The 24,730-nt window shown below is 69.0% G+C and carries 22 protein-coding genes and 2 pseudogenes; 11 read left to right on the top strand and 13 right to left on the bottom strand.

Going from position 1 to position 24,730, the window contains the following annotated elements:
• Window positions 1-6: 6 nt before the first annotated feature.
• A complete protein-coding gene (locus tag PGN16_RS13410) occupies window positions 7-1,161 on the bottom strand; it encodes a GDSL-type esterase/lipase family protein (protein WP_335309882.1) in 1,155 nt (384 codons plus the stop codon).
• 1 nt (window position 1,162) lies between these two features.
• On the bottom strand, window positions 1,163-1,429 hold the full coding sequence (locus PGN16_RS13415; protein ID WP_335309883.1) for a spike base protein, RCAP_Rcc01079 family: 267 nt from the start codon (window positions 1,427-1,429) through the stop codon (window positions 1,163-1,165).
• 187 nt (window positions 1,430-1,616) lie between these two features.
• On the opposite strand from PGN16_RS13415, the gene PGN16_RS13420 reads away from it, so the two are divergent.
• Window positions 1,617-3,755, top strand: coding sequence for a metallophosphoesterase family protein (locus PGN16_RS13420; RefSeq protein ID WP_335309884.1), 2,139 nt, complete (start codon window positions 1,617-1,619; stop codon window positions 3,753-3,755).
• An 18-nt stretch (window positions 3,756-3,773) separates the two neighbouring features.
• Here PGN16_RS13420 and PGN16_RS13425 read toward each other — a convergent pair whose 3' ends face one another.
• The 4 genes from PGN16_RS13425 to gnd are packed head-to-tail and all read right to left on the bottom strand — an operon-like array spanning window position 3,774 to window position 6,631.
• Window positions 3,774-4,097: a hypothetical protein gene (locus tag PGN16_RS13425; RefSeq protein WP_335309885.1), complete on the bottom strand. Its 324-nt coding sequence runs from the start codon at window positions 4,095-4,097 to the stop codon at window positions 3,774-3,776.
• A gap of 4 nt (window positions 4,098-4,101) precedes the next feature.
• Window positions 4,102-4,848, bottom strand: coding sequence for an HAD-IIB family hydrolase (locus PGN16_RS13430; protein ID WP_335309886.1), 747 nt, complete (start codon window positions 4,846-4,848; stop codon window positions 4,102-4,104).
• The gene (locus PGN16_RS13435; RefSeq protein ID WP_335309887.1) at window positions 4,845-5,651 is read right to left on the bottom strand and encodes a Cof-type HAD-IIB family hydrolase; all 807 of its coding nucleotides are present in this window, start codon (window positions 5,649-5,651) and stop codon (window positions 4,845-4,847) included. Before PGN16_RS13435 ends, PGN16_RS13430 begins: the two co-directional genes overlap by 4 nt.
• Window positions 5,651-6,631: a phosphogluconate dehydrogenase (NAD(+)-dependent, decarboxylating) gene (gene gnd, locus PGN16_RS13440; protein ID WP_335309888.1), complete on the bottom strand. Its 981-nt coding sequence runs from the start codon at window positions 6,629-6,631 to the stop codon at window positions 5,651-5,653. The genes PGN16_RS13435 and gnd overlap by 1 nt, the downstream gene beginning before the upstream one ends.
• A gap of 83 nt (window positions 6,632-6,714) precedes the next feature.
• On the opposite strand from gnd, the gene wecB reads away from it, so the two are divergent.
• Window positions 6,715-7,854, top strand: coding sequence for a non-hydrolyzing UDP-N-acetylglucosamine 2-epimerase (wecB, locus tag PGN16_RS13445; RefSeq protein ID WP_335309889.1), 1,140 nt, complete (start codon window positions 6,715-6,717; stop codon window positions 7,852-7,854).
• A 57-nt stretch (window positions 7,855-7,911) separates the two neighbouring features.
• Window positions 7,912-8,718, top strand: a complete 807-nt coding sequence (locus PGN16_RS13450) for a sulfite exporter TauE/SafE family protein (protein ID WP_335309890.1) — start codon at window positions 7,912-7,914, stop codon at window positions 8,716-8,718.
• 220 nt (window positions 8,719-8,938) lie between these two features.
• Here the strand turns inward: PGN16_RS13450 and PGN16_RS13455 are convergent, their stop codons facing one another.
• Genes PGN16_RS13455 through ubiA form a run of 3 tightly spaced genes read right to left on the bottom strand, consistent with a single transcriptional unit; the run spans window position 8,939 to window position 12,053 of the window.
• Complete coding sequence (locus PGN16_RS13455) at window positions 8,939-9,745, bottom strand: 3'(2'),5'-bisphosphate nucleotidase CysQ (protein ID WP_335309891.1); 807 nt, start codon at window positions 9,743-9,745, stop codon at window positions 8,939-8,941.
• Window positions 9,738-11,084 carry a TldD/PmbA family protein gene (locus PGN16_RS13460; RefSeq protein ID WP_335309892.1) on the bottom strand — a complete coding sequence of 449 codons (1,347 nt, stop codon included), beginning with the start codon at window positions 11,082-11,084 and terminating at the stop codon, window positions 9,738-9,740. The genes PGN16_RS13455 and PGN16_RS13460 overlap by 8 nt, the downstream gene beginning before the upstream one ends.
• A 60-nt stretch (window positions 11,085-11,144) precedes the next feature.
• Window positions 11,145-12,053, bottom strand: a complete 909-nt coding sequence (gene ubiA, locus PGN16_RS13465) for a 4-hydroxybenzoate octaprenyltransferase (protein ID WP_335309893.1) — start codon at window positions 12,051-12,053, stop codon at window positions 11,145-11,147.
• A 324-nt stretch (window positions 12,054-12,377) separates the two neighbouring features.
• On the opposite strand from ubiA, the gene PGN16_RS13470 reads away from it, so the two are divergent.
• The 4 genes from PGN16_RS13470 (at window position 12,378) to PGN16_RS13485 (ending at window position 15,258) form a co-directional block, all read left to right on the top strand.
• Window positions 12,378-12,764 carry a DUF2147 domain-containing protein gene (locus tag PGN16_RS13470; RefSeq protein ID WP_335309894.1) on the top strand — a complete coding sequence of 129 codons (387 nt, stop codon included), beginning with the start codon at window positions 12,378-12,380 and terminating at the stop codon, window positions 12,762-12,764.
• Entirely contained in the window at window positions 12,761-12,925 is a 165-nt protein-coding gene (locus tag PGN16_RS13475; RefSeq protein ID WP_028967579.1) for a hypothetical protein, read from the top strand. The genes PGN16_RS13470 and PGN16_RS13475 overlap by 4 nt, the downstream gene beginning before the upstream one ends.
• Complete coding sequence (locus PGN16_RS13480) at window positions 12,925-13,665, top strand: 16S rRNA (uracil(1498)-N(3))-methyltransferase (protein ID WP_335309895.1); 741 nt, start codon at window positions 12,925-12,927, stop codon at window positions 13,663-13,665. Before PGN16_RS13475 ends, PGN16_RS13480 begins: the two co-directional genes overlap by 1 nt.
• Before the next feature lie 219 nt (window positions 13,666-13,884).
• Window positions 13,885-15,258, top strand: coding sequence for a glutamate--cysteine ligase (locus PGN16_RS13485; RefSeq protein ID WP_335309896.1), 1,374 nt, complete (start codon window positions 13,885-13,887; stop codon window positions 15,256-15,258).
• A gap of 203 nt (window positions 15,259-15,461) precedes the next feature.
• On the opposite strand, the gene PGN16_RS13490 is transcribed toward PGN16_RS13485, so the two are convergent.
• The 3 genes and pseudogenes from PGN16_RS13490 to PGN16_RS13500 all read right to left on the bottom strand — a co-directional run bounded on the left by PGN16_RS13490 (window position 15,462) and on the right by PGN16_RS13500 (window position 19,247).
• Window positions 15,462-16,451: an arabinan endo-1,5-alpha-L-arabinosidase gene (locus tag PGN16_RS13490; RefSeq protein ID WP_335309897.1), complete on the bottom strand. Its 990-nt coding sequence runs from the start codon at window positions 16,449-16,451 to the stop codon at window positions 15,462-15,464.
• A 172-nt stretch (window positions 16,452-16,623) separates the two neighbouring features.
• Window positions 16,624-17,676: pseudogene (locus tag PGN16_RS13495) on the bottom strand (glycoside hydrolase family 43 protein); the annotation flags it as partial.
• Entirely contained in the window at window positions 17,676-19,247 is a 1,572-nt protein-coding gene (locus tag PGN16_RS13500) for an alpha-N-arabinofuranosidase (protein ID WP_335309898.1), read from the bottom strand. The gene PGN16_RS13500 and the pseudogene PGN16_RS13495, both read right to left, overlap by 1 nt.
• A 158-nt stretch (window positions 19,248-19,405) precedes the next feature.
• On the opposite strand from PGN16_RS13500, the gene PGN16_RS13505 reads away from it, so the two are divergent.
• The 4 genes and pseudogenes from PGN16_RS13505 to PGN16_RS13520 all read left to right on the top strand — a co-directional run bounded on the left by PGN16_RS13505 (window position 19,406) and on the right by PGN16_RS13520 (window position 22,136).
• The gene (locus PGN16_RS13505; protein ID WP_335309899.1) at window positions 19,406-20,194 is read left to right on the top strand and encodes a FadR/GntR family transcriptional regulator; all 789 of its coding nucleotides are present in this window, start codon (window positions 19,406-19,408) and stop codon (window positions 20,192-20,194) included.
• A gap of 54 nt (window positions 20,195-20,248) precedes the next feature.
• Window positions 20,249-20,797 (top strand): EF-hand domain-containing protein, encoded by a 549-nt coding sequence (locus tag PGN16_RS13510; RefSeq protein WP_335309900.1) that lies wholly within the window; start codon window positions 20,249-20,251, stop codon window positions 20,795-20,797.
• A pseudogene (gene tgt, locus PGN16_RS13515) lies at window positions 20,794-21,928 on the top strand (tRNA guanosine(34) transglycosylase Tgt). The gene PGN16_RS13510 and the pseudogene tgt overlap by 4 nt, the downstream one beginning before the upstream one ends.
• A 1-nt stretch (window position 21,929) precedes the next feature.
• Window positions 21,930-22,136, top strand: coding sequence for a hypothetical protein (locus tag PGN16_RS13520; RefSeq protein ID WP_238303133.1), 207 nt, complete (start codon window positions 21,930-21,932; stop codon window positions 22,134-22,136).
• Between the two features lie 351 nt (window positions 22,137-22,487).
• Here PGN16_RS13520 and katG read toward each other — a convergent pair whose 3' ends face one another.
• Window positions 22,488-24,707: a catalase/peroxidase HPI gene (gene katG / locus PGN16_RS13525; protein ID WP_335309901.1), complete on the bottom strand. Its 2,220-nt coding sequence runs from the start codon at window positions 24,705-24,707 to the stop codon at window positions 22,488-22,490.
• Between the last annotated feature and the right edge of the window lie 23 nt (window positions 24,708-24,730).

A 24,730-nucleotide genomic window follows, 5' to 3' on the forward strand; every position in this document is an offset into this window, starting at 1 on the left:
GGGCGGTTAGAGGATCGCGCGCGCGATCGCCGCTGCCTGCACGTCATAGGCCCAGGCGGCCTCGTGAAGACTGTCGGCGAAAGCGCCGCTCGCCTGCGCGGTGGCGCGGCCGCCGAGCATCGCCTCATCGTCGATGAACAGGCATTCGTTCTCCAGTGCGAACGCGCGCAACGCGTTCCGCCACAGCGCCCGGTTCGCGTCGCTGCCGCCCGCCGGATTGCCGCCGCCGACCGCGGGCCAGGTCAGGATGACGCTGCCGCTGATCCGCGCCTGCTGGACGATGGTGCGGATGTTGGCCAGCCACGTCCCCATCGCCACCCCCTGCGCGCTGTCGTTGGTGCCCAGGTTCACGACCGTCAGATGCGGCGCATATGCGGCGAGCGCATTGGCGGGAGAGAAGGCGTTCGCCATGTCCGCCTGGAACCCGGAGACGACGCCGTAGACCCCGAAATTGGCGATCTCCACGCCGGGACGCGAACTGTCCCACGCCATCATGCCCGCCAGTTGCAGACTGCCGGACGTGCCGGCCCGCGCGATCGCGATCGGCGCGGCGTCGCGCGTGGCGAAGGTCGCTTCCAATCGCGCAAAGCCATTGATCGGGCCCGACGGCGTCAGTGTCACGCTTTCGCTGCCCTTGGTCACCGTGATCGCGGGCCGGTCGCTGCCGTTGCGGACGAACACCGAGCAGCGATCGACCGCACCACCGGGCTGGAACTGCCCCGGATTGGCGTTGCCGGCGTTCATCATCGCGCCGCCCAGCGAGTTGCCGCCACCGCCCCAGCCGGAAAAGCCGCTGCGTCGCGGATCATAGGCGAGCACATCGGCGATGCTGCCGAACCCGGCACAACCGAAGAAGGCGTCGGCACGAACGGTCAGCCCCGCGGCCGACAGCAGTGCGGCGACCCGCACCGGCCGCGAACGCGCGAAGGCGCCGACGGTGAAGGTGGCGCCGGTGCCCGCGCCGGCACCCACCGTCTTGCTGTCGCCGACGAAGGCGATGCGCGCCGCATCGGCCATCCCGCTGCGCACCCGGCCGCGCGCCGCCGCCCAGGCGAGCAATGCAGTGGTCGAGGGCGCCTCGACCAGCGGCACGGGCGCACCGATCCGGGCGAGTGCGGCGGCGGTGACCGCGCCGCCGAGCGATCCCGAGGTCCGCGTCATCTCAGGCCTCCGCGATCAGGTTGGTGGCGGTGGTGCCGGTGGCGCGGACGTAAAGCGCGCGAACCGCGACGTAGCTGGCGTCGGGAAGGTTGCGATAGGTGACGTCTTCGCTTCCCTCGACACCGCGCAGCACGATCGAGCCGCCACCGCCGACGTAGATGCCGCGCGGCACGCTGGGGAGCGGGGCGGTGTCGTCGGGCTGGATCGCATAGGGCGCGGTGGATGGCGCGCTGGCGCTGTCGGCGCTGTTCTGGAACTTGTCGGGCATGTGATGTCCTCCGTTGTCGAGAACGTTCCCTTTATGTTCGGATCGGGCATGTAGGACAGCCCCCTTGATGTGCCGAACCGCAAACGCCTTTTTGGTTGGCGGCCGATCGCTTACGCTCTAGCGTCGCCGCGATGACGGGTCGTTTTGCGATCCGCCGGTTTGCCATGACCAGGGATTGCGTAACACGATGGCTCGATCGTTGACCCTCGACGCTGCCCCGATCGAGGGCATGGAACGCGCCGCCCGCGAGCCGGCCGAGCGTCGCCCGCGCAGCGATGCGCCCGCCGCGCCGCCGAGCTTCGACGACAAGGTCATCCTGGCGATCTTCACGATCGGGCTGATCGGCAACGTCGTGCTGCAGAAGATCGCCTTGCCGCTGAAGGCGGGCGGGTTCGTGCCACTGGTGCTGCCGCTGTTCGTCGCGGCGATCGCGCTGGGGCCGATCCTGGTCCGGCCGAAGTTCGATGCGGTGCGGATCGGCGGGTTCTTCCTCGCCTTTATCGTCGCGTCCTTTTCCACCTTCTTCCTGGCGCCGCGTTACAGCGCGTCGAGCCTGATGCTGTTCGCCGCGCTCTATGCGCCGTTCATGATCCAGTATGAAACCAGCGCCGCCAATTACCGGCGCTGCATGAACCTGTTCATCACGCTGATGCTGGGGTATGTCGGCGTCACGCTGGCGCAGCACCTGATCCAGCTTGCGATTTCCTGGCGCGCGTGGCCGAACCTGAACCAGCTGCTGCCCAAGGCGTGGCTGGTCCCGGATTACGTTTACATCCAGCCGATCATCTACGGCTCGCGCTACATGAAGCCCAATGCGGTGAGCTTCCTGGAAGTGTCGCTGCTGTCGCAATTCATCGCGCTGGCACTGGCGTTCGAGCTGACGCTGTTCCGCCGTCCGATCCGGTTGATCGTGCTGGCGGCCGGATTGCTGATGACGCTGGCGGGCACCGGCGCGCTGCTGATGGCGCTGACGCTGCCGGTGCTGCTCGGCCGGATGCGGATGCGCAATGCGGTCGTGATGCTCGCGATCCTGCTGGTGGTGTGCGTGATCGCGTTCCGGCTGGGCTGGTTCGACATCGTCAGCACGCGCATGGACGAATACAAGCACAACGGCACCAGCGCCAACATGCGCTTCATCCTGCCGCTGGAGCGACTGCTGGAGTTCCTCCACGATCCACGCGGCCTGATCGCGGGGATCGGTGCGGGACAGATCGAGAAGGGCGGTAATTTCATCTGGTGGCCGTTCGTCAAGACGGCGATCGAATATGGCCTGGTCTGCGCGATCATCTTCTACGCCTGGGTGATCTATTGCCTGTTCCGGCGTGCGCCGCAGGGGGCGATCGCCTTCGTGCTGATCGTATGGTTTTCGTTCGAGGGTACGTTGCTGACCGCGCACAACGTATTGTCGCTGGTGTTGTTCGGCACGCTGCTGCGCGTCGCCCCCGAGGAAGGCCGCCGCCGCCGCGACAAGGAGGCGCGCCCGCTGCCCGTCGCGCCGAGCACCGCCGAAGCGACGCCGCCGCCATCGCTGCGCAGTGCGCCACCGCTGCCGGAACCCGTGCCCGCCGGCGATGTGACCGGCGAGGCGCTGGTGCGCGTGCTCGGCACCCCTGACACCGGCGGGCGGTTGATCTATGCGATCGGCGACCTGCACGGGCGCGTCGACCTGTTCGACCGGCTGATCGCGCGGATCCGCGACGACATCGCGGCCCATCCCGGCGGGTATCAGGGCAAGCCGATGGTGGTCTTGCTCGGCGACTATATCGACCGCGGCCCGGCATCGGCGCAGCTCATCGACCGTATCCTCACCCTGCGCGACGACGAGGCGATCGAGTGGCGCGCGGTGCTCGGCAATCACGAGGATGCGATGGTCGCCTTCCTCGATGCGCGCAGCAGCGGGCAGAGCTGGGGCCGTCACGGCGGCGCGACGACGCTCGCTTCCTATGGCGTCGCGGTGCCGGAAACCGCGGAGGGATGGGACGCGACCCGTGAGCAGTTGCGCGCCGTGGTGCCCCCGACGCACGACGCATGGCTGCGCGGGCTCGATCATTATATCGTCCAGGGCGGGCTGATCTTCGTCCATGCCGGGCTGCGCCCCGGCGTGCCGCTGGAGAAGCAGCGGATGAAGGACATCCTGTATATCCGCGAGGAGTTTCTCGGCGCGCCGGTCGACAGCGATTTGCTGATCGTCCACGGCCATACGCCGCAGGACGAGGCTTACGGCGCGCCGGGGCGGATCTGTCTCGACAGTGGTGCCTATGCGACCGGCGTGCTGACCGCGGCACGCTTCGACGGCGGGCCGATCAAGCTGCTGACGTCGCGATAAGCGGCTGATCCGGCGGCGTCAGCGCCGCCGGACGGGCCGCATCGGGCGAAGCCGGACCGCGAGGCAGATGACGGTCGGCCAGAACAGCGTGTTGATGACGTCGGGGATCGTGTCCCACCAACGCCAGCTGTGATAGTGGAGGCGATCGAGCACTTCGTTCGCCAGCTCGGCCGCCACCACCACCGACAGCGGGATGAACGTGCCGAGCGAGCGGCGCGTGACGATCCGCGCGATCATCAGCACCGCCATCCCGGCGTGGATGTGCAGGACCGTGTCGGTGGTACCGGTGCCGTCGCCGATCCAGTTGATGAAGCGGGCGTACAGCCCCGGTACGTCGATCACCGGGTTACTTCTGGCAGGCGACGATCGCGGTCACGACGCTGATCGTTTCCTGCGGATCGCGGACGCGCACGCAATCGACCCCCGCCTCGTGCGCGGGATAATCGTTGCCGCCCGGGAAGATCGCATCGCCGATGAACAACATTTCCGACAGGTCGAAGCCGCTCTCTTTGGCGAGCTTGCGCAGGCCATAACCCTTGTCGACGCCCTCGCGCGTGATGTCGATCGAGGTCGCGCCGCCCATGTTGATCGCGAGCCCCGGCAGCCGCTGGCGCAGATCGGCCTGGATCACCTTGCGCTTGGCGAAGTCGGGATCCCAATGTTCCTTGGCCTCGATCGGCGCTTCCTGGCCGAGCGCGGAGAAGGTGATCTGGCTGCCGCGATCCTCGATCCGCTCGCCCCAGGTCTGTTCGGGGACGAAGCCGGTCGCCTCCAGCGATTCACCGAAGGCCTTGATGATCTTCTGCTTTTCGGCATCGTCGAACAGTTCGGCATAGACCGTCTGCCACGCACCGTCCTTGTGGACGTAGAGCTTGGTGCCGGTGGTCGGCATCAGCCACAGCCGCGACCGGTCGGCGCGTTCCGGCAGGCGGCTGGCGACCTGCTTCTCGAACTGCGGCCAGTCGCCGCCCGAGATCACCGCGACATCGGCGACCGTCAGCAGATCGGCCAAAGTCTCGCCCATATCGTCCTTCAGCGGTTGCTTGCTGAGCGCGAGCGTGCCGTCGAGGTCGAAGGCGACGAGCTTCTTCATTCGGTATCTCCGGTGCGCAGGATGATCGTGTCGATGGCGTGCGCTACGCCATCTTCGTCATTGGCGCGAGTGGTTGCGTGCGCCCTGGCCTTCACCGCGTCCGGCGCGTTGCCCATCGCGATCGACAGGCCGGCGCGCGCCAGCATCGGCAGGTCGTTGGCCTGATCGCCGATCGCGGCGGTGTCGGCGAGGTCGACGTGCAGCGCCCCGGCGAGCGCGGCGATGCCGTCGCCCTTGTTCGCGGTCAGCGCGGTGACGTCGAGATAATAGGTCTGCGATTGCGCGACGGTCGCATCCTTGCCGTAGCGGGCGTGGACGCGTTCGTAGAGCGCGTGGAGCGCGGACTCGTCGTCGCTGACGAAGGTGATCTTGTCGGCGCGGTCGAGCAGGTCGTCGAAGGAGGCGACCACCACCGGCTCCTGCGCGCTGCTGCGGCGCTCGCTTTGCGTGTGCGGGCCGTCGCCGTTGCTGGCAAACCATTGGTCGTCGGCGAAGACCCAGGTGTCGACGCCGTCGGCCATCGCCATGACGCCACGCGCGATGTCGGCGGGGATCGTGACGTGGCTGACGATCGTGCCGTCGCGACGAAAGACGATCCCGCCGTTGAATGCCGCGACATCGCCGTCGAGTTCAAGTGGTTCGAGCAGCGGACGGATTCCCGACATCGGCCGCGCGCTGATGACCGTGAAGCCAACCCCCGCCGCGCGCAACCGGTCGACGGCGGCAATCGTGGCAGGGGTGAGGTTCTTGTCCTTGTCGACCAACGTGCCGTCGAGATCCGACACCAACAGCCGGATTGCCATCACTGCGGCATCTCGACATGGCCGCCGAAGCCGAAGCGCATTGCGGACAAGACCTTCTCGCCAAAGGTATGTTCGACGCGGCTGCGGTAGCGCGCGAAGAGCGCGGTGGTCAGGACGTTGGCGGGCACCGCCTCTTCCATCGCGGCCTCGATCGTCCACTGTCCCTCGCCCGAGTCGGCGACGTTGCCGCTGAACTTCTCGAGCTTGCCATCGGCGGTGAGCGCGTCCGCGGTGAGATCGAGCAGCCACGACGAGATCACGCTGCCGCGCCGCCACACTTCGGCGATGTCGGCGAGATCGAGGTCATAACGTTGATCCTCGGGCAGTTTCTCGGATGCCTTGCCCTTCAGGATGTCGAAGCCCTCGGCATAGGCCTGCATCAGGCCGTATTCGATGCCGTTGTGGACCATCTTGACGAAATGGCCCGCCCCGGCGGGGCCGGCGTGGATGTAGCCGTTCTCGGCGCGCGGGTCGGTGCCGTCCTTGCGGCCGACCGTGCGGGGAATGTTACCCATTCCGGGCGCGAGGGCAGCGAAAATCGGGTCAAGATCCTGCACGACGTCCTTGGGGCCGCCGATCATCATGCAATAGCCGCGCTCCAGTCCCCAGACACCACCCGACGTGCCGACGTCGACATAGTGGAGGCCCTTTTCGGCGAGCGCCTTGGCGCGGCGAATATCGTCCTTGTAGAAGCTGTTACCGCCGTCGATCACCACGTCGCCCGCGCTGCCGCCGGCCGCGATCTGGTCGACCATGCCGTCGGTGATCTCGCCATGCGGGAGCATCACCCACCAGATCGCCGGACTGCCCGCCTTCGCCCGCGCGTCGTCGACCGAATTGGCAGCGATCGCGCCGTCGGCGACAAGCTTTTCAACGGCTTGCGCATCACGATCGAAGGCGACGATCTCGTGCCCGGCCCTCATCAGGCGACGCGCCATGTTGCCGCCCATCCGGCCGAGGCCGATCATCACCAGTCGCATTGCAAACTCCCTCGCTGGCCGCTTAATCACCCGACCATGCGTCAGGTTCCGCTGGCGCAACAACCCCTGGGAGCGTTCCCGCGTTGCATCGGCCTCGCTTGCTCGTCGTCTTCGGGACACGTCCGGAGGCGATAAAGATGGCGCCGGTGGTCGCCGCGCTGCGCGATCGGCCGCAAATTGCCACGCGCGTGCTGGCGACGGGGCAGCATCCGATGCTGTTGAAGCAGGCGCTGGACGCGTTCGGGATCGTTCCCGACGCGCAAATAGCGCCGAGCCGCGCAGCCGGTTCGCTGGATGCCGCGCTGGCGCACCTGCTGGTCGCGATCGGTGGCGCGATGGAGCGCGAGCGGCCGCAGCGGGTGGTGGTGCACGGCGACACGCTGACGACGCTGGCCGCCACGCTGTCGGCGCATCTGCGCGGCATCCCGGTGGCGCATGTCGAGGCGGGGTTGCGGAGCGGCGACCTGTCCGCGCCATGGCCCGAGGAGGGCAGCCGGCGCGTCGCGGGGGTGCTGGCCGACCTGCACCTCGCGCCGACCGCGGCGGCGGTGGCGGCGTTGCGCGCGGAGAACGTGCCGGCGGGGGCGATCCACCTGACCGGGAACACGGTGGCGGACGCCTTATGCGCAATCCGGACGCGGATCGCGGCCGAGCCGGCGTTGACCGCCGGGGTCGAGCCGGTGCTGGCGCGCTTCGCGGGCAAGCGGATCGTGACCGTCACCGTGCATCGGCGCGAGAATCACGGCGCACCGCTGGAGAGGATCGCCGAAGCCCTCGCGCGGCTCGCGATGCGGGAAGACATCGGCATCGTGGTGCCGCTCCACCCGAACCCGGCGGTGGCGGGGCCGTTGTCGGCACGGCTGGGCGGCGGTGACCGCGTCGCGCTGCTCCCCGCGCTCGACTATCCGGCGTTCGTGCGGCTGATGGCGGCGAGTGCGCTGATCCTGACCGATTCAGGCGGCGTGCAGGAGGAAGCGCCCGCGCTGGGCGTGCCGGTGCTGGTGCTGCGCGACGTCACCGAGCGGCGCGAGGGCGTGGTGGCCGGGGGTGTGCGCGTGATCGGGACCCAAACCGCGCACATCGTCGCGGCAGCGGGCGCGTTGCTCGACGACCCCGCTCAGCACGCGGCGATGGCGGTGGCGCGCGATTGCTATGGCGACGGACACGCGGCGCGGCGGATCGCCGACATCCTGCTGGCCGTGATGACGGGTAACATGGGTTGAGCCATCGCGGCCCCAAGCTTTTCTGCAGTTGCTCCGAGGGCGGGCGTCGGCGCAGGTATGGCCGATGAACGGGGGCAGGCCGCTTTGGACGCACTGAGCACGCTGGCTGGATTTCTCGTCGGCACGATCGTCGGGCTGACCGGGGTCGGCGGCGGGTCGCTGATGTCGCCGCTGCTGATCCTGTTGTTCGGGGTCGCGCCGACGACGGCGGTCGGCACCGACCTGTGGTTCGCGGCGATCACCAAGATCGTCGGCGGGACGATGCATCACCGGCAGAACAACGCCGACTGGGCGATCGTCAAGCGGCTGTGCTGGGGCAGCCTGCCGGCGGTGGCGATCACCCTGTGGTGGCTGTCGAGCCATGGCCACAAGGCGGAGAGCAACGGGCTGATCGTGCGCGTGCTGGGCGTGACGTTGGTCATCTCCGCGCTGCTGACGCCGTTCCGCGCGAAGCTGGCGCGGCGGTTCGCACGAGCCGAGGGGGCGCGGACCGAGGCGCTGTTGCGCTGGCAGCCGCTGCTGACCGCGGCGGCGGGGGCGTTGCTGGGGACGCTCATCACGCTGACCTCGGTGGGGGCGGGGGCGCTGGGGGCGACGTTGCTGCTGATGCTCTATCCGTTCCGGTTGAACGCCAAGCGGCTGGTGGGGACGGATATTCTCCATGCGGTGCCGGTCGCGCTGATCGGCGGGATCGGCCATGCGGTGATCGGGAACATCAATCTGCCGCTGCTGGGGTCGTTGTTGCTCGGGTCGGTGCCGGGGGTGATCCTCGGCGCGAAGCTGACCGACCGGCTGCCGGAGCGGGTGGTGACGCCCGCGCTGGCGGTGGTGTTGCTGATCGTCGGGGTGCGGTTGTTGGTGTAAACGTTGCGGCGGGCGGCGGCGGTCGGGCTTCGCCGTCGGCCGTCATTGCGAGCGTAGCGAAGCAATCCAGGGCGTCCTGGTCCGACTCTGGATTGCTTCGCTGCGCTCGCAATGACGGGTGGGGTTGACCGCCGCACCAGAGCCGTAACCATGAGGAAGAAGCGGGATCCCGGATCAAGTCCGGGATGACGAAGGGACGAGGGGCGGTGGCTGCGTAAGCTCACCCCAGCGCCGCCTTCACGCGGTCGGCGAGGCGGAGGATCGCGGCGTCGTGGATGCCGGCGGTGCTGACCAGCACGCCATAGGCGCGCGGATCGGGTTTGTTGAACACCAAGGGCGCGCCGACCGCGTCGCTGACCGACGCGCCGGCCGCGCTTGCCACCAGCACCGCGGCGGCGATGTCCCATTCATTGCCCCAGCGCAGCGTCGCGACCAGATCGGCGTGGTCGGCGGCGACCATCGCGACGCGCAAGGCGATCGAGTTCGGTTTCTCGACGGCGGTCAGATCGCGGTCGACCTTGGGCAAGGCATCGACCGGGACGCGTGCGCCGGGCAGGGACGCGCGTCCCCCGGCGGTGACGCGCACGCCGTTGCGGGTCGCGCGGCCGGGGGCCGTGGCGCACCACACTTCCTCCCGCGCGGGGGCATCGAGCACGCCGATCACCGGGCGGCCGTCCTCGACCAGCGCGATCGATACGCACCAGCCGGTGCGCCCGCGGATATAGTCGCGCGTGCCGTCGATCGGATCGACCACCCAGACGCGGCGGCACGCCAGCCGGTCGGCATTGTCGGCGGTTTCCTCCGACAGCCAGCCGGCGTCGGGAAGCAGCGCGCCCAGCCGCGCGCGGAGCATCCGGTCGGCATCGAGATCGACCTCGCACACCGGGCTGCCCTCCGATTTCTCCCAGCGCGCGAAATCGGTGCGCCAGCGCGCGAGCGCCATCTGCCCGGCGTCGCGCGCGACCGCGGCGACCGCCTCGACCAGACCGGGGTCGGGGGCGGGAGCAGGAACGGCGGGGTCAGCCACCGGCGACCGTCATCCCGTCGATGCGCAGCGTCGGCACGTTGACCCCTTGTCGGAACACGAGGTCGTTGGCGGGGGTGAGCGCGCGGTACATGGCGAGCAGATTGCCCGCGATCGTGAAGCCGGCAACCGGCGCGACGATCTCGCCACCGCGGATCGCGAAGCCGGCCGCGCCGCGGCTATAGTCGCCGGTGACCGGGTTGACGCCCTGACCGATCAGTTCGGTGACGTAGATGCCGTCCTCGACATCCTCGATCAGCGTCGCGACCGGCACCTTGCCGGGCTCCATATAGAGGTTGCTGGTCGACACGCCCGGCGAGCCCGCGATCCCGCGCGCGGCATGGCCGGTCGGCTCCAGCCCCAATTGCCGCGCCGAGGCGCTGTCGAGCAGCCAGCTTTCGAGCACGCCGTTCTCGATGATCGCGAGCGGCGAGACCGGCAGCCCCTCGCCGTCGAACGGGCGCGAGCGCAGCCCGTGCGGGCGGTGCGGATCGTCGCGGATCGTCACGCCCGGCGCGAACACCTCGGTGCCGAGCGAATCGAGCAGGAAGCTGGTGCGGCGGGTGATCGCGCCGCCGGTGATCGCGCCGCTGAGATGCCCGAGCAGGCTGGCGCCGACGCGCGGATCGAAGACGATCGGCATCGTGCCGCTGCGCGCGACGCCCGGATCGAGGCGGGCGACGGCGCGCTCGCCGGCGAGCTGGCCGATCGCCTCGGGGGTGTCGAGGTGTGCGAGGTGGCGCGCGGAGTGGAAGGCATAGTCGCGCTGCATCGCGCTGCCCTCGCCCGCGATCACGCTCGCCGAGACGCTGAACCCGGTGGTGGCGTAGCTGCCCGCGAAGCCGTGGCTGGTGGCGAGCGCCCAGACGCTCTCCGACGCCGCGGCCCCGCCGCCCTCGCTGTTGGTGACGCCGTCGACGGCGCGCGCAGCGTCCTCGGCGCGCTGCGCGGCGGTGCGGAGCTGCTCGGGGGTGCAGGCGTGGCGGTCGGCGAGGTCGAGCGCGGGCGGCGCGCCGTGGAGCAGCCGTTCCTGCGGGGCGAGCCCGGCCCAGCGATCCTCGGGGGCTTCGCGTGCCATCGCCACCGCGCGTTCGACCAGCGCGTCCATCGCGGCGGACGAGAGGTCGGAGGTCGAGACGCTCGCCGAGCGGCTGCCGACGAACACGCGCAGCCCGAGGTCCTCGCCCTCCGAGCGGCCGACATCCTCGAGCTTGCCGAGCCGCACCGACACTTCGGTCGAGGCGCTGGCGGCGAACACCGCGTCGGCGGCGTCGGCACCGGCGGCGGTGGCGCGGCGGACGATGTCGTGGGCGCGATCCTGCGCTTGGGAGGGCGTGAGCATCGGATCGACTTAGGGGCGAAAGGTTGCGGTTGCCATATCGCGGAGAACGTCGCGGCGGCGTTATTGGATGCGCGTGCCGACGACGACGCAGGCGAGGAACATCAGCAGCCCGGCGGTGCGGTTGCTGCGGAAGCGGTCGAGCGCGCCTTGGCCGTCGTCGTCGCGCAGCGTCGCGACCTGCCAGAACAGGTGGAGCGCGAGCGGGGCGAGCGCGGCGAGGATCAGCGGGTCGGCGCGCACCTGCCACAAGGCCGCCGCCCAGAGCGCGAGCGCGAGCGCGTAGCAGGCGGTCACCCCGGCGCGGACGTGGCGGCCGAGCGCGAGCGCCGAGGAGCGGATGCCGACCAGCGCATCGTCCTCGCGGTCCTGCAGCGCGTAGATCGTGTCGTAGCCAATTACCCAGAAGATCGTGCCGGCGTAGAGCGTCAGGCCGGGCAGGGTGAGCGCGCCCCAGGTCTCGGTCCAGCCGACCAGCGCCGCCCACGAAAACACCAGCCCCAGCCATGCCTGCGGCCACCAGGTGATGCGCTTCATGAACGGATAGGCGGCGACCGGCGCGATCGCGGCGAGCGAGACGAGCGCGGCGGGCAGGTGGAGCTGGAGCAGCACGACCAGCCCGATCAGGCAGAGCGCGAGCAGGAACGCCCAGGCCGCCTTCGCCGACACCGCGCCGCTGGCGAGCGGGCGCGTGCGGGTGCGCGCGACGCTGGCGTCGAGATCGCGGTCGACGATGTCGTTGTAGACGCACCCCGCGCCGCGCATCGCGATGCTGCCGAGCAGCACCCAAAGGATCAGCGGCCAGCGCTCGATGATGCCGCCGGCGAGCGCGACGCCCCACGCGCCGGGCCAGAACAGCAGCCACCAGCCGATCGGCCGGTCGAAGCGCGCCAGCGACGCGAACAGCCGCGCGCGCGGGGGCAGGAGCGACAGCAGGCCGCGGTGCTGGGTGTCGGGGACGATGTCGGTCACGTCGTCTCGATAGCGGGGGATGGGGCGGGCGTCAGCGGCTATCGTGTGTGCGGGTGGCGAGTCCTTTTCACTTCCGCCCCTCCCGTTCGTCGCCCCGGACCCTTCGGCAAGCTCAGGAGAGCCTTGATCCGGGGCCCCGCTTCTTCCTGGCGACGAAGCAAGAAGAAGCGGGATCCCGGATCAAGTCCGGGATGACGGGGTGAGGCAATGATTTGGTTGACTGAACCCGGTCGCGCCGTGTGACGGAAGGATGCGGGTGAACGGTTCACGCCACCGTCAACCGCGCCTACATACAATGCCACCGGTTTGGTAAGGATCGTGCGTATGTTGACCCTTCTTGCAATGCTCGCCGCCGCTGCCACCGATCCGCTGGCCGGGACGTGGCGCAATGGCAGTGACAGCGTACGGATTCGTGTCGCGCCGTGTCGTGGCGAGCCGGGAATGTGCGGCACCGTGGTGTCGGCGAGCGAGAAGGCCAAGGACGATGCCGCGGCGGGCGGGACCGAGCGGCTGGTCGGCACGTCGCTGTTTCGCGGGTTCGAGCGCGACGGCGACGGGACGTGGGCGGGGACGGTGTTCGTCCCCGACATCGGGCGCGAGGTCGACGGCACGTTGCAGCTCGACGGGCGCAACACGCTGATCGCGCAGGGGTGCCTGTTCGCGGGCTTCGGGTGCAAGGAGCAGCGCTGGACGCGCGTCTCGGCGAAGTGATCCATCTGTCGGTCGCGATCGGCCGGTTTTTCGAGGCGCTGTTCTATGCCATCCTGCGCGTCGCCGGGGTGGTGACGGGCGTGGTGCTGGTCGTCGCGCTGGCGGGGGCGCTGTTGTTCCTGATCGCGCGCCTGTTGATCGGACGGGGAAGGAAGAAATGATGGGGGCGGTGCCCGCCTGGCCGCCGCGCTCGACGCCGCGGCTGTTCGTCGAGACGGCGCTCGCGCCCGGCGCGCTGACGCTGTCGGGGCCGCAGGCGCATTATCTGATCGCGGTGATGCGCACCAAGGTCGGCGATCCGGTCAAAGTGTTCGACGATGCCAGCGGCGAATGGCTGGCGGTGGCGCGCGCGGTCGGCAAGCGCGACCTGACGCTCGACGTGCAGGAGCGGCTGCGCGAGCGCGAGGCGGTGCCCGATCTGTGGCTGGTGGCCGCGCCGCTCAAGAAGGGCCGCGTCGACTGGATGGCGGAGAAGGCGTGCGAGCTGGGCGTCGCGCGGCTGGTGCCGGTGGTGACGCGGCGGACGGTGGTCGACAAGCCCAATACCGAGCGGCTGCGCGCGCATATGATCGAGGCCGCCGAGCAATGCGGGCGCACCGCGGTGCCGGAAGTGGCGGAGATGGTGAAGCTGCCGGCGCTGCTGCGCGACTGGCCGGCGGAGCGCGCGTTGTTCTTCGCCGACGAGCTGGGCGGGGAACCGGCGGCGGCGGCGATGCAGGCGCGGCGCGGGCCGGCGGCGATCCTGATCGGACCGGAGGGCGGGTTCGACGATGAGGAGCGCGCCGCGATCCGCGCGCACCCAGCGGCGGTGGGGATCGCACTCGGCCCGCGCATCCTGCGCGCCGATACCGCGGCGGCGGCGGCGGTGGCGGTGTGGATGGCGGTGGCGGGGGATTGGTAGCCTCCCCCTTGTCGCCCTGGCCCCTTCGGCGAAGCTCAGGAGAGCCTTGATCCGGGGTCCCGCTTTCCGGCAACGGCAAGAAGAAGCGGGATCCCGGATCAAGTCCGGGATGACGGTGTGGGGCTGGGCTCTATCCCCGACCGGTCGGGGCGACCCGCTTTACCCATCGCAGTCCGATCCGCTCTAGCGCAGGTGTTCATCGCGGCGTAAGGCGCGGCCATGACGACCAAGACGGTTTCGGACACGCGCGCGAGCGTTATCGAATCGCGCGACCAGCTGATCGCCCGCTTCGCCAGTGGGGAGAAGCCGGCCGAGCGCTGGCGGATCGGCACCGAGCACGAGAAGTTCGTCTACGCCACCGGCGATCATCACGCGCCGTCCTATGACGAGGCCGGCGGAATCCGCGCGCTGCTCGGCGAGCTGGAACAGCATGGCTGGCGGCCGGTCACCGAAGGCGGCAACGTCATCGCGCTGAGCGGTGCGGACGGGTCGGTCAGCCTGGAGCCCGCCGGGCAGTTCGAGCTGTCGGGCGCGCCGCTCGAGAACCTCCACCAGACCTGCGCCGAGACCGGGCGGCATCTGGCGCAGGTGAAGGCGGCGGGCGAGAAGCTGGGGATCGGCTTCCTCGGGCTGGGCATGTGGCCCGACAAGACGCGCGCCGAGCTGCCGATCATGCCCAAGGGCCGCTATGCGATCATGCTGCGCCACATGCCGCGCGTCGGCTCGATGGGGCTCGACATGATGCTGCGCACCTGCACGATCCAGGTGAACCTCGATTACGCCAGCGAAGCCGATATGGTGAAGAAGTTCCGCGTCGGGCTGGCGCTGCAACCGCTCGCCACCGCGCTGTTCGCCAATTCGCCGTTCACCGAAGGCAAGCCCAACGGCTTCCTGAGCTATCGCAGCCATATCTGGTCGGACACCGACCCGGCGCGGACCGGGATGCTGCCGTTCGTGTTCGAGGACGGCTTCGGCTATGAGCGCTATGCCGAGTATATGCTCGATGTGCCGATGTACTTCGTCTACCGCGACGGGCGCTACATCGACGCGGCGGGGCTGAGCTTCCGCGACTTCCTGCGCGGCGAGCTGTCGGTGCTGCCGGGCGAGAAGCCGACGATCGAGGATTGGGACGACCATCTGTCGACCGCCTTCCCCGAGGTGCGGCTCAAGACCTTCCTCGAGATGCGCGGGGCGGATGGCGGGCCGTGGAACCGGATCTGCGCGCTGCCGGCTTTCTGGGTCGGGTTGCTGTACGATGGCGTCGCGCTGGATGCGGCGTGGAATCTGGTGAAGCACTGGACGCTCGACGAGCGGCAGGCGCTGCGCGACGCGGTGCCGAAGCTGGGGCTGGCGGCGCCGATCCCCGGTGGCGGACAGTTGCGCGACATCGCGGGGGCGGTGCTCGACATCGCGCATGGCGGGCTGAAGGCGCGCGCGCGGGTCAGCGCGGCGGGCGAGGATGAGACCGGGTTCCTGGAGCCGCTGCGCGAGATCGTGCGGTCGGGCAAGGTGCCGGCGGAGCGGCTGCTCGACCTGTATCATGGCGAGTGGGGCGGGGACGTGTCGCGCGTGTATCGGGCGGCGAGTTTTTGATGTCGTCGCAATTCCGGTAGGCGCTTCGATGCCTGAAGCACATTGTTCGTCATTGCGAGTGTAGCGAAACAATCCGGGACCGGATCAGGACGCCCTGGATTGCTTCGCTACGCTCGCAATGACGGGTGACATCATTACGCCTCGACGAAGAAGCGGGGCCCCGGCTCAAGGCCGGGGCGACGGTTGTTGGGGCAGGGGCTGGGTTATTCCGCGTGGGGCCAGCCTTCGGCGTCCCAGCGGAGCCGCTGGATGCGCAGCGTCGGGGTGCCGTTCCGTTGCCTGTCATAGGCGTGGTAGACGATGTGGTCGCCGTCGGGGCCTTGCAGGATGGCATTGTGGCCGCGTCCGACGAAGCGGCTACCGGTGCCCTGTCCCGAGGCGAGCACCGGGGTGCCGCCGCCCTTGAGCATCGGCGTGCCGGCGCGATCGCTATACGGGCCGGTCGGCGCGGTCGCGCGGCCGACGACGGTGTTGTAGCTGCTCTTCGCGCCGCGACAGCAGAAGTCGAACGACGCGAATAGATAATAATAGCGGCCGTGGCGGATCACGAACGGCGCCTCGATCGCGCCGGGCGACGGGCGTCGGGCGAGGCTGTGCATCGGCGTGCCGGGCTGCCGCAGCCCGGTGGCGGGGTCCAGCGCGATCAGCTTGATCCCGCTCCAGAAGCTCCCGAACGCCAGCCATTGCTTGCCCTCGGCATCGGTGAAGGCGGCCGGGTCGATCGCATTATAGTCGCCGCCGGTGGCGGACTCGACGACCGGGCCCTTGTCGACCCAATGGGCGGCGGGCGCTTCGGGGTCGAGCCGGCGCGCGGTGGCAAGGCCGATCGCCGAGCGGTTCTTCCCGAAGGTCGAGAGCGAATAATAGAGACGGTATTCGTCGCCCACCTTGGTGATGTCGGGCGCCCACATGCCGGCGGTGCCGGGGACGTGCTTGCTTGCCCATGCCGGGAGCGCGGGAAAGGAGGCGCCGCGCAGCGTCCAGTGGGTGAGGTCGGTCGAGGTGCGGAGCGGGACCAGCCCGTCGCGGCTGCGCACATGGCCGGTGACGAAGAGGTAATAGGTGCCGTTGTCGGCGATGATCGTCGGGTCGTGGACGGGGGTGAGGTCGCCGGTCAGCGGCGGCGACACGGTCGCGGCGGGGGCGGCGGCGAGCAGGAGCAGCGCGCCGGCGCTGCGGAGGAACGTGCGCATCGGAGGACTCCTGCGGAGGTGCAGAAATGGTCTGCAATACTCATACAATAGATGGCTTGCCCGTCACCCCGGACTTGATCCGGGGTCCCGCTTCTTGCCGGCGTCCAAGAAGAAAGCGGGGCCCCGGATCAAGTCCGGGGCGACGGGAGGAACGTGCTACGACCTCCTACGCCCGGCGCGGCAGCGGGCCGTTGGCGACAGGCGGGTCGAATTGCGGGACGCCGGCCGCATCGTAGCGGATCGGCTGGACGCGGGTGTGGCGGTTGGGGTCGAACAGCGGATCGCCGACGATCTTCTCGTAATCGCGCGCGTGGAAGACCAGCATGTCGCGCCCGCGCTCATCGACGGTGAAGCTGTTGTGGCCGGGGCCGAAGATCTTGTGTTCGCGAGAGGTCTTCATCACCGGTTCGGGCGATTTGGTCCACACCGCCGGATCCATGATGTCGGCGTCGTCGCGCGCGGTGAGCATCCCCAGACAGTAACGCGCGTCGGTGGCGCTCGCCGAATAGGTCATGAACAACCGGCCGTTGCGCGCCAGCAGCGCGGGGGCCTCGGCGACCTTGAAGCCGCGGATCTCCCACGGCAGCTCGGGGATCGTCAGCCGCGCCGGCTTCGCCGCGAAGGTCAGCGGCGTGGCGAGCGGGGCGAGGTAGAGGTTCGAGTTGGTGTCGATCCCTTCCTCGCGCTGCGCCCATGCCAGATAGCGCTGGCCGCGGTGGACGAAGCTGGTCGAATCGAGATTGAAGCTGTCCCACGGCGTCTGGAGCTGGCCGAGCACCGTCCAGTTGCCGGTCATCGGATCGGCGCCGTCGCAGACCACCGCATGGGTGCGGATGCGGAACACGTCCTCGCCGCCGCCGCTGGGGCCGGCGGCAAAATACATGATCCACTTGTCGTCGATCAGGTGCAGCTCGGGCGCCCAGAGGAAGCCCGAGAGCGGGCCGCTCTTCTCGTGCCGCCACAGCACCTTTTCGGTCGCGTTGGTCAGGCCCGCGATCGTCTTCGACCGGCGCAGCACCAGCCGGTCATATTCGGGCACCGAGCCGGTCATGTAATACCAGCCGTCGGTGTGGCGGAACACCTGCGCGTCGGCGCGCTGGCGGACCAGGGGGTTGACGATGGTGCCGGCGCCGGCGCGGGTGCGGGCCAGCGCGGGGGCGGCGGCAAGCGCCGCGCCCCCGGTTACGAACAGGCGGCGCGAGAGCCGCGACAGCGTATCGGTCATCAGTTGAGGTCCAGCATGACCACCGACTTGGCCGGCAGCGTGACGGTGAGCTGTCCGCCGCTGAGCTGCGCGCCGTTGAAGGCGGCGGGCACGACGGTGTTGGGCTGGTCGAAGGTGTTGAGCGAATTGACCTTCGGCCCGGTCAGGATCGTGCCGCCGACGCGCGACGCATTGACCCCGGTCAGCGTGGTGGTGACGGTGATCGTGCGGTTCGGATCGGCGTTGGCGAGCGCGACGTGCGTCACCCCGGCCTTGTCGCGGACCGCCGAGGCGCTGACCGCCGGGATCGTCCACTGGTCCTTGTTGTACCACGGCGACTTGATGTCGATCGGCAGCACCGTGCCGTCCATGTACGGCTTGTACATCTTGAAGACGTGATAGGTGGGCGTCAGCACCATCTTGTTGCCGTCGGTCAGGATCATCGCCTGCAGCACGTTCACCATCTGCGCGATCGCGGTCATCTTCACGCGATCGGCGTGCTTGGCGAAGATGTTGAGGTTGATCGCGGCGACCAGCGCGTCACGCAGGCTGTTTTGCTGGCGCAGGAAGCCCGGATGCGTGCCCGGATCCTGACCGTACCACGTGCCCCATTCGTCGACCGCCAGATACACTTTCTTCTGCGGATCGTATTTGTCCATGATCGCGCTGTGCTTGGTGACCAGCTCTTCCATCTTCCACGTGCCGGCGAGCGTCTCCGCCCAGCCCGCCTCGTCGAAGTCGATCGCCGACGCCTTGGGCGCCCAGCCGCCGGGAACGGTGTAATAATGGAGCGAGAGGCCGTCGAGCATCCCGCCCGCCTCGCGCATCATCACCTCGGTCCAGTTGTAATCGTCGACGTTCGCGCCCGAGGCGATCTTGTCGATCTTGGTGCCCGCCGGCGCCTTGATGAAGGTGGCGTAGCGGCGCGTGACGTCGGCGGCATATTCCGGCTTCATGTTGCCGCCGCAGCCCCACAGCTCGTTGCCGATGCCGAAATAGGGCAGCTTCCACGGCTGCTTGCGGCCGTTCTTCGCCCGCTCGTCCGCCAGCGAGCCGGCCGGCGAGGTGATGTACTCGACCCACTCGGCCATTTCCTGCGGCGTGCCGTTGCCGACGTTGCCCGAGATGTAGACGTCGGCGCCGATCTGCTCGGTGACGTCGAAGAATTCGTGCGTGCCGACGGTGTTCGGCTCGGTGACGCCGCCCCAGTGCGTGTTGATCTTGATCGGGCGCTTGTTCTTCGGACCGATCCCCTCGCGCCAGTGATATTCGTCGGCGAAGCAGCCGCCGGGCCAGCGGATGACGGGGGTGCCGAGATCGCGCAGCGCGCCGACCACGTCGTTGCGGAAGCCGCGCGTGTTCGGGATCTTGCGGTCGTTGCCGACCCACAGCCCGCCGTAGATGCCATTGCCGAGATGCTCGGCGAACTGGGTGAAGATGCGCTTGTCGTAGACCGGACCCGGCGTGTCGCCGTGCACCGCGAGCGTCGCGGCTTCCGCCGTGACCGCAGGGGCGTCCTGCGCGGTGGCGGGCGCCAGCGCGGCGCACCCGATGGCCAGCGCTCCGGCATAAGCGAACAGACGTGCCTTCATCCTATCCTCCCGAAAGAAGCGCGGCGGGGGCATTGCCCACCTCGCTGTTTTTGCTCATTACTCGGACATTAGGTTTCGGAATCGAGCATTGCAACGACCATTTCCGCGGCGGGGGGCGCTTGCCACGGCGCAATAAAGCAGGTCACAAAGGAGGGGTGATGGCGGATCGGGAGAGCGGCGTGCCGCAGCGGGAGGGCGACACGCCACCAGCCGGAGGCGAGGCGACGGAGGTGGCGCGCGCGTCGGTGCGCGGCACCGGACGGCGGCTGCATGGTGCGATCGCGCACAAGCTGGGCACCGCGATCGTCTCGGGCGAATATGCGCCGGGCGACACGCTGTCGGGCGAGGTCGCCTTCTCCGAGGCGCTCGACGTGTCGCGCAGCGCCTATCGCGAGGCGATGCAGGTGCTGGCGGCCAAGGGGCTGGTCGAGAGCCGGCCGAAGGCGGGGACGCGCGTGCTGCCGCGCGAGCGCTGGAACCTGCTCGACCCCGACGTGCTCGCCTGGGCGTTCGCGGGCGCGCCCGACATCCAGTTCGTCCGCGCGCTGTTCGAGCTGCGGGCGATCGTCGAGCCGGCGGCGGCCGGGCTGGCGGCGCAGCGGCGCGACCGCAACGACCTGAAGGCGATGAAGGACGCGCTGGCGGCGATGCGGCGGCATACGCTGGCGACCGAGCCGGGGCGCGCGGCCGACAAGGAGTTCCACAATGCGGTGCTGCGCGCGACGCGAAACGACGCGCTGATGGTGCTGAGCGCGAGCATCGGCGCGGCGATCCACTGGACGACGCAGTTCAAGCAGCGCGCACGGGCGCTGCCGCGCAACCCGATCCCCGACCATGTCCGCGTCCACGACATGATCGCCGCCGGGGATGTGGTCGGCGCGACCGCGGCGATGCGGACATTGGTTGACCTCGCGCTGGAGGACACCAAGTCCGCGATGGAGGGATAGCCGCGTAGCCCGAAGACGCTGGCGATCCGCGCAGGCTTCTGCCACGGAGCGGAAATGATTCCGTTTGCGTTGCTCCTGCTCGCCGCGGCCCCGGTGCAAGATACGCCGCAGGATGGCGACATCACCGTCCGCGCGCCGCTGCCCGCCACCCCGCAGACCCCGGCGACGATGGTGGTCGAGCCGGTGGCGATGATGATCGCCGCCTGCGACCGCGACGGCGACGCCAAGGTCGAACGCTACGAACTGGAGGAATGCGTCGCGGCATCGTTCGCGGCGCTCGATCCGAACAAGACCGGCAAGCTGCGCTACATCGCCTTTGGCGACTGGGCGCTGCGCTATCTCGGCGACCGCGCCGCGTTGCCGAGCCCCTATGAGGTCGATCGCGACAATGACGGCGAGGTGACGCTGGCCGAGTTGCAGGACCATTTCTCGCGGCTGTTCGCGCGCTATGACCGCGACGGCGATCATGCGATCAGCCGCGCCGAATTGCTGACTTATCGCACGATGCCGGTCGATGCGCGCGGCCCGACCGCGGGACGGCGGCCGGAGAAGAAGGACGACAAACCCGACGCTGACAAGCGGCCGCGGGGAGGGCGGCGATGACGCGCTTCGCGTTCGCGATCGCCGCGACCGATGGCGCGGCGCGCACCGGCACGATCACGATGCAGCGCGGCACGATCCGCACGCCGGCGTTCATGCCGGTCGGCACCGCCGCGACCGTCAAGGCGATGAAGCCCGCCGATGTCGAGCGCGCGGGCGCGGATATCATCCTCGGCAATACCTATCACCTGATGCTGCGCCCCGGTGCGGAGCGGGTGGCGCGGCTGGGCGGGCTGCACCGCTTCATGGGCTGGGACAAGCCGATCCTGACCGATTCGGGCGGCTATCAGGTGATGAGCCTGTCGGCGCTGACCAAGCGCTCCGAGGAAGGGGTGGCGTTCGCCTCGCACCTCGACGGGACGCGGCACATGATCTCGCCGGAGCGCTCGATCGAGATCCAGCGGCTGCTGGGCAGCAACATCGTGATGGCGTTCGACGAGCTGGTGCCGACCACCTCGACGCGCGAGGTGCAGGCGGCGGCGATGGAACGCTCGATGCGGTGGGCGAAGCGCAGCCGCGACGCCTTCGATGGCGGCGGCGACCATGCCGCGAACAATGCGATCTTCGGCATCCAGCAGGGCGCGCTCGACGAAGGATTGCGCAAGGCGAGCGCCGACGCGCTGATCGACATCGGCTTCGACGGCTATGCGATCGGCGGGCTGGCGGTCGGCGAGGGGCAGGCGGCGATGTTCGGCTGCCTCGACTTCGCGCCGGGGCAATTGCCGGCCGATCGCCCGCGCTACCTGATGGGCGTCGGCAAGCCGACCGACATCGTCGGTGCGGTCGAGCGCGGGGGTCGACATGTTCGACTGCGTGATGCCGACGCGCTCGGGGCGGACGGGGCAGGCGTTCACGAGGCAAGGGCCGATCAACATCCGCAATGCGCGGTTCGCCGAGGATCAGGGGCCGCTCGACCCGGAATGCGCGTGTGCGGTGTGCACGACGTGGACGCGCGCCTATGTGCATCATCTGGTGCGGGCGGGCGAGATGCTGGGCGCGATGCTGATGACCGAGCACAATATCGCCTTCTACGAGGCGATGATGGCCGATCTGCGCGCCGCGATCGCCGAGGGGCGATTGGCGGCGTTCGCCAACGACTTCCGCGCGCGCTATGACGCGCCAAAAGGAGAGTGACGTGAGCGACGAGCAACCCAACGAGATCCTGGAAGCCGCCGCGGCCGCCAAGGCGCACGAGGAAGCCGGCGCGCCGGGCGCTGCCGCGCATCAGCGCAAGGGGCGGTGGCAGCCGGGCAAGACGTGGCTGGGCGTCGGGATCGGTTCGGCCGCGGTGGCGGCGGCGGTGCTGTTCGCGAATTCGCGGAAGGATGAGGGGAAGAAGTAAGCGCGGGACAGAGCTGAACGCTTACTACCGGCCTTCTTCGTCGCCCCGGACTTGATCCGGGGCCCCGCTTCTTGCTTGCGGGTGGTCAAAGGAAGCGGGGCCCCGGATCAAGTCCGGGGCGACGAGTGAAGTACGTCATTGCTTCGCTGCACTCGCAATGACGAGATGAGATGACTCGCGCCTAAGCGGTTCGGCCGCCGGCGTGGGGGGCACGCCGGCGACCCCGACTGTCGCAGCCACGGGGCGACCCGAAGGGCTGTTCGGCCGGTACAAGGAGGAAGGGACCGGGCGGCGGCCGACTGGCCACCGCCCGGTCCCTCCCAATTCTTCAACGGCTTGCTAGCCGATCTCTCAGTGCGTGACCAGATCAAAACGATCCGCGTCCATCACCTTGGTCCAGGCGGTGACGAAGTCGGCCACGAACTTTTCCTTCGCATCGTCACAGGCATAGACCTCCGACAGCGCGCGCAGCTGCGAGTTGGAGCCGAACACCAGATCGGTGCGCGACGCGGTCCATTTCTGCGCGTGCGTGCTGCGATCGGTGCCGACGAATTCCTCGTCGCTTTCGTCGCTGACCTGCTTCCACGCGGTGTTCATGTCGAGCAGGTTCACGAAGAAGTCGTTGGTGAGCTGACCGACGCGCTTGGTGAACACGCCATGCTCGCTGCCCTGCGCATTGGCGCCGAGCACCCGCAGCCCGCCGACCAGCACCGCCATTTCCGGCGCGGTGAGGCCGAGCAATTGCGCACGATCGACCAGCAACTCCTCGGTCGGCACGTTGAACTTGACCTGCAGATAGTTGCGGAAGCCGTCCGCCTTCGGCTCGAGCACGTCGAAGCTCTCGGCGTCGGTCTGCTCCTCGAGCGCGTCGGCGCGACCCGGCGTGAACGGCACGGTCACGTCATGGCCGGCGTCCTTGGACGCCTTCTCGATTGCGGCGCTGCCGCCCAGCACGATCAGGTCGGCGATCGACACCTGCTTGCCGCCGCTCGCCGCACCGTCGAACTCGGCCTTCACCTGCTCGATGACGCCGAGCACGCGGGTGAGGTTCTCGGGATCGTTGACCTCCCAGTTACGCTGCGGGGCGAAGCGGATGCGCGCACCGTTCGCGCCGCCGCGCTTGTCCGACCCGCGATAGGTCGAGGCCGAAGCCCAGGCGGTCTTGACCAGATCCTGCACCGACAGGCGCTCCAAGAGCGTCGTCTTGAGCGAGGCGATGTCGGCGGCGTCGATCAGCGGGTGGGTGACGGCCGGGATCGGATCCTGCCAGATCAGGTCTTCCTGCGGCACCTCGCTGCCGAGGTAGCGGATCTTCGGCCCCATGTCGCGGTGGGTCAGCTTGAACCACGCGCGCGCCCACGCCTCCGCGAAATAGGCGGGGTTGGCGCGGAATTTCTCCATGACCGCGCGATACTTCGGGTCGACCTTCAGCGCCATGTCGGCCGAGGTCATCATCGTCGGCACCTTCTTGCCCGGCGTGTGCGCGGCGGGGGCGAGCGTGTCGTCGGGGTTGCCGACCGGCTGGAACTGATGCGCGCCGGCCGGGCTCTTCACGATCTCGTACTCGTGATCGAGCAGCATGTCGAAATAGGTCATGTCCCACGTCGTCGGGGTCGGCGTCCACGCACCCTCGATCCCCGAGGTGATCGTGTGATCGCCCATGCCGCTTTCGTGCGTCGACGCCCAGCCAAGCCCCTGCGCGGCGATGTCCGCGCCCTCGGGCTCGCGGCCGACCAGCTTGGGATCACCCGCGCCATGCGCCTTGCCGAAGGTGTGGCCACCGGCGGTGAGCGCGGCGGTCTCCTCGTCGTTCATCCCCATGCGCGCGAACGTCTCGCGCATGTCGCGCGCCGAGCCCATCGGGTTCGGACAGCCGCCCGGCCCTTCCGGGTTCACGTAGATCAGGCCGTGCTGGATCGCGGCGAGCGGGCTTTCGAGCGCCAGCCCGGCTTCCTCGTCGATGCGGGTCTGGCCGAGCCATTCCTCCTCGGTGCCCCAATAGACGTCCTTCTCGGGCTCGAACACGTCCTCGCGCCCGCCGCCGAAGCCGAAGGTCGGGCCGCCCATCGATTCGATCGCGACATTCCCGGCGAGGATGAACAGATCGGCCCAGCTCAGCGCACGGCCGTATTTCTGCTTGATCGGCCAGAGCAGGCGGCGCGCCTTGTCGAGATTTCCGTTGTCCGGCCACGAATTGAGCGGGGCGAAGCGCTGCTGACCCGCCGACGAGCCGCCGCGGCCGTCGCCGGTGCGGTACGTGCCCGCCGAGTGCCAGGCCATGCGGATGAAGAACGGGCCGTAATGCCCGTAATCGGCGGGCCACCATGGCTGGCTGTCGGTCATCAGCGCGGTGAGATCGGCCTTCACCGCCTTGAGATCGAGCTTGAGGAACTCGGCGGCATAGTCGAAGTCGTCGCCGAACGGATTGCCGCTCTTGCCCTGCTGGTGAAGGATGTCGATCGACAGCGATTCCGGCCACCAGTCCTTCGACGTGCGCCCGAGCAGCGTGCGCATCGCGGCGGGCTGCTTCTTGGGGTCGTTGATCGGGCTACCTTCGGTGATGGCGTCCATGTCTCGTCTCCTCTTGCGACCGG

Origin of the sequence: Sphingomonas phyllosphaerae (assembly GCF_036946485.1) — a bacterium.
GTDB lineage: Bacteria > Pseudomonadota > Alphaproteobacteria > Sphingomonadales > Sphingomonadaceae > Sphingomonas > Sphingomonas phyllosphaerae_E.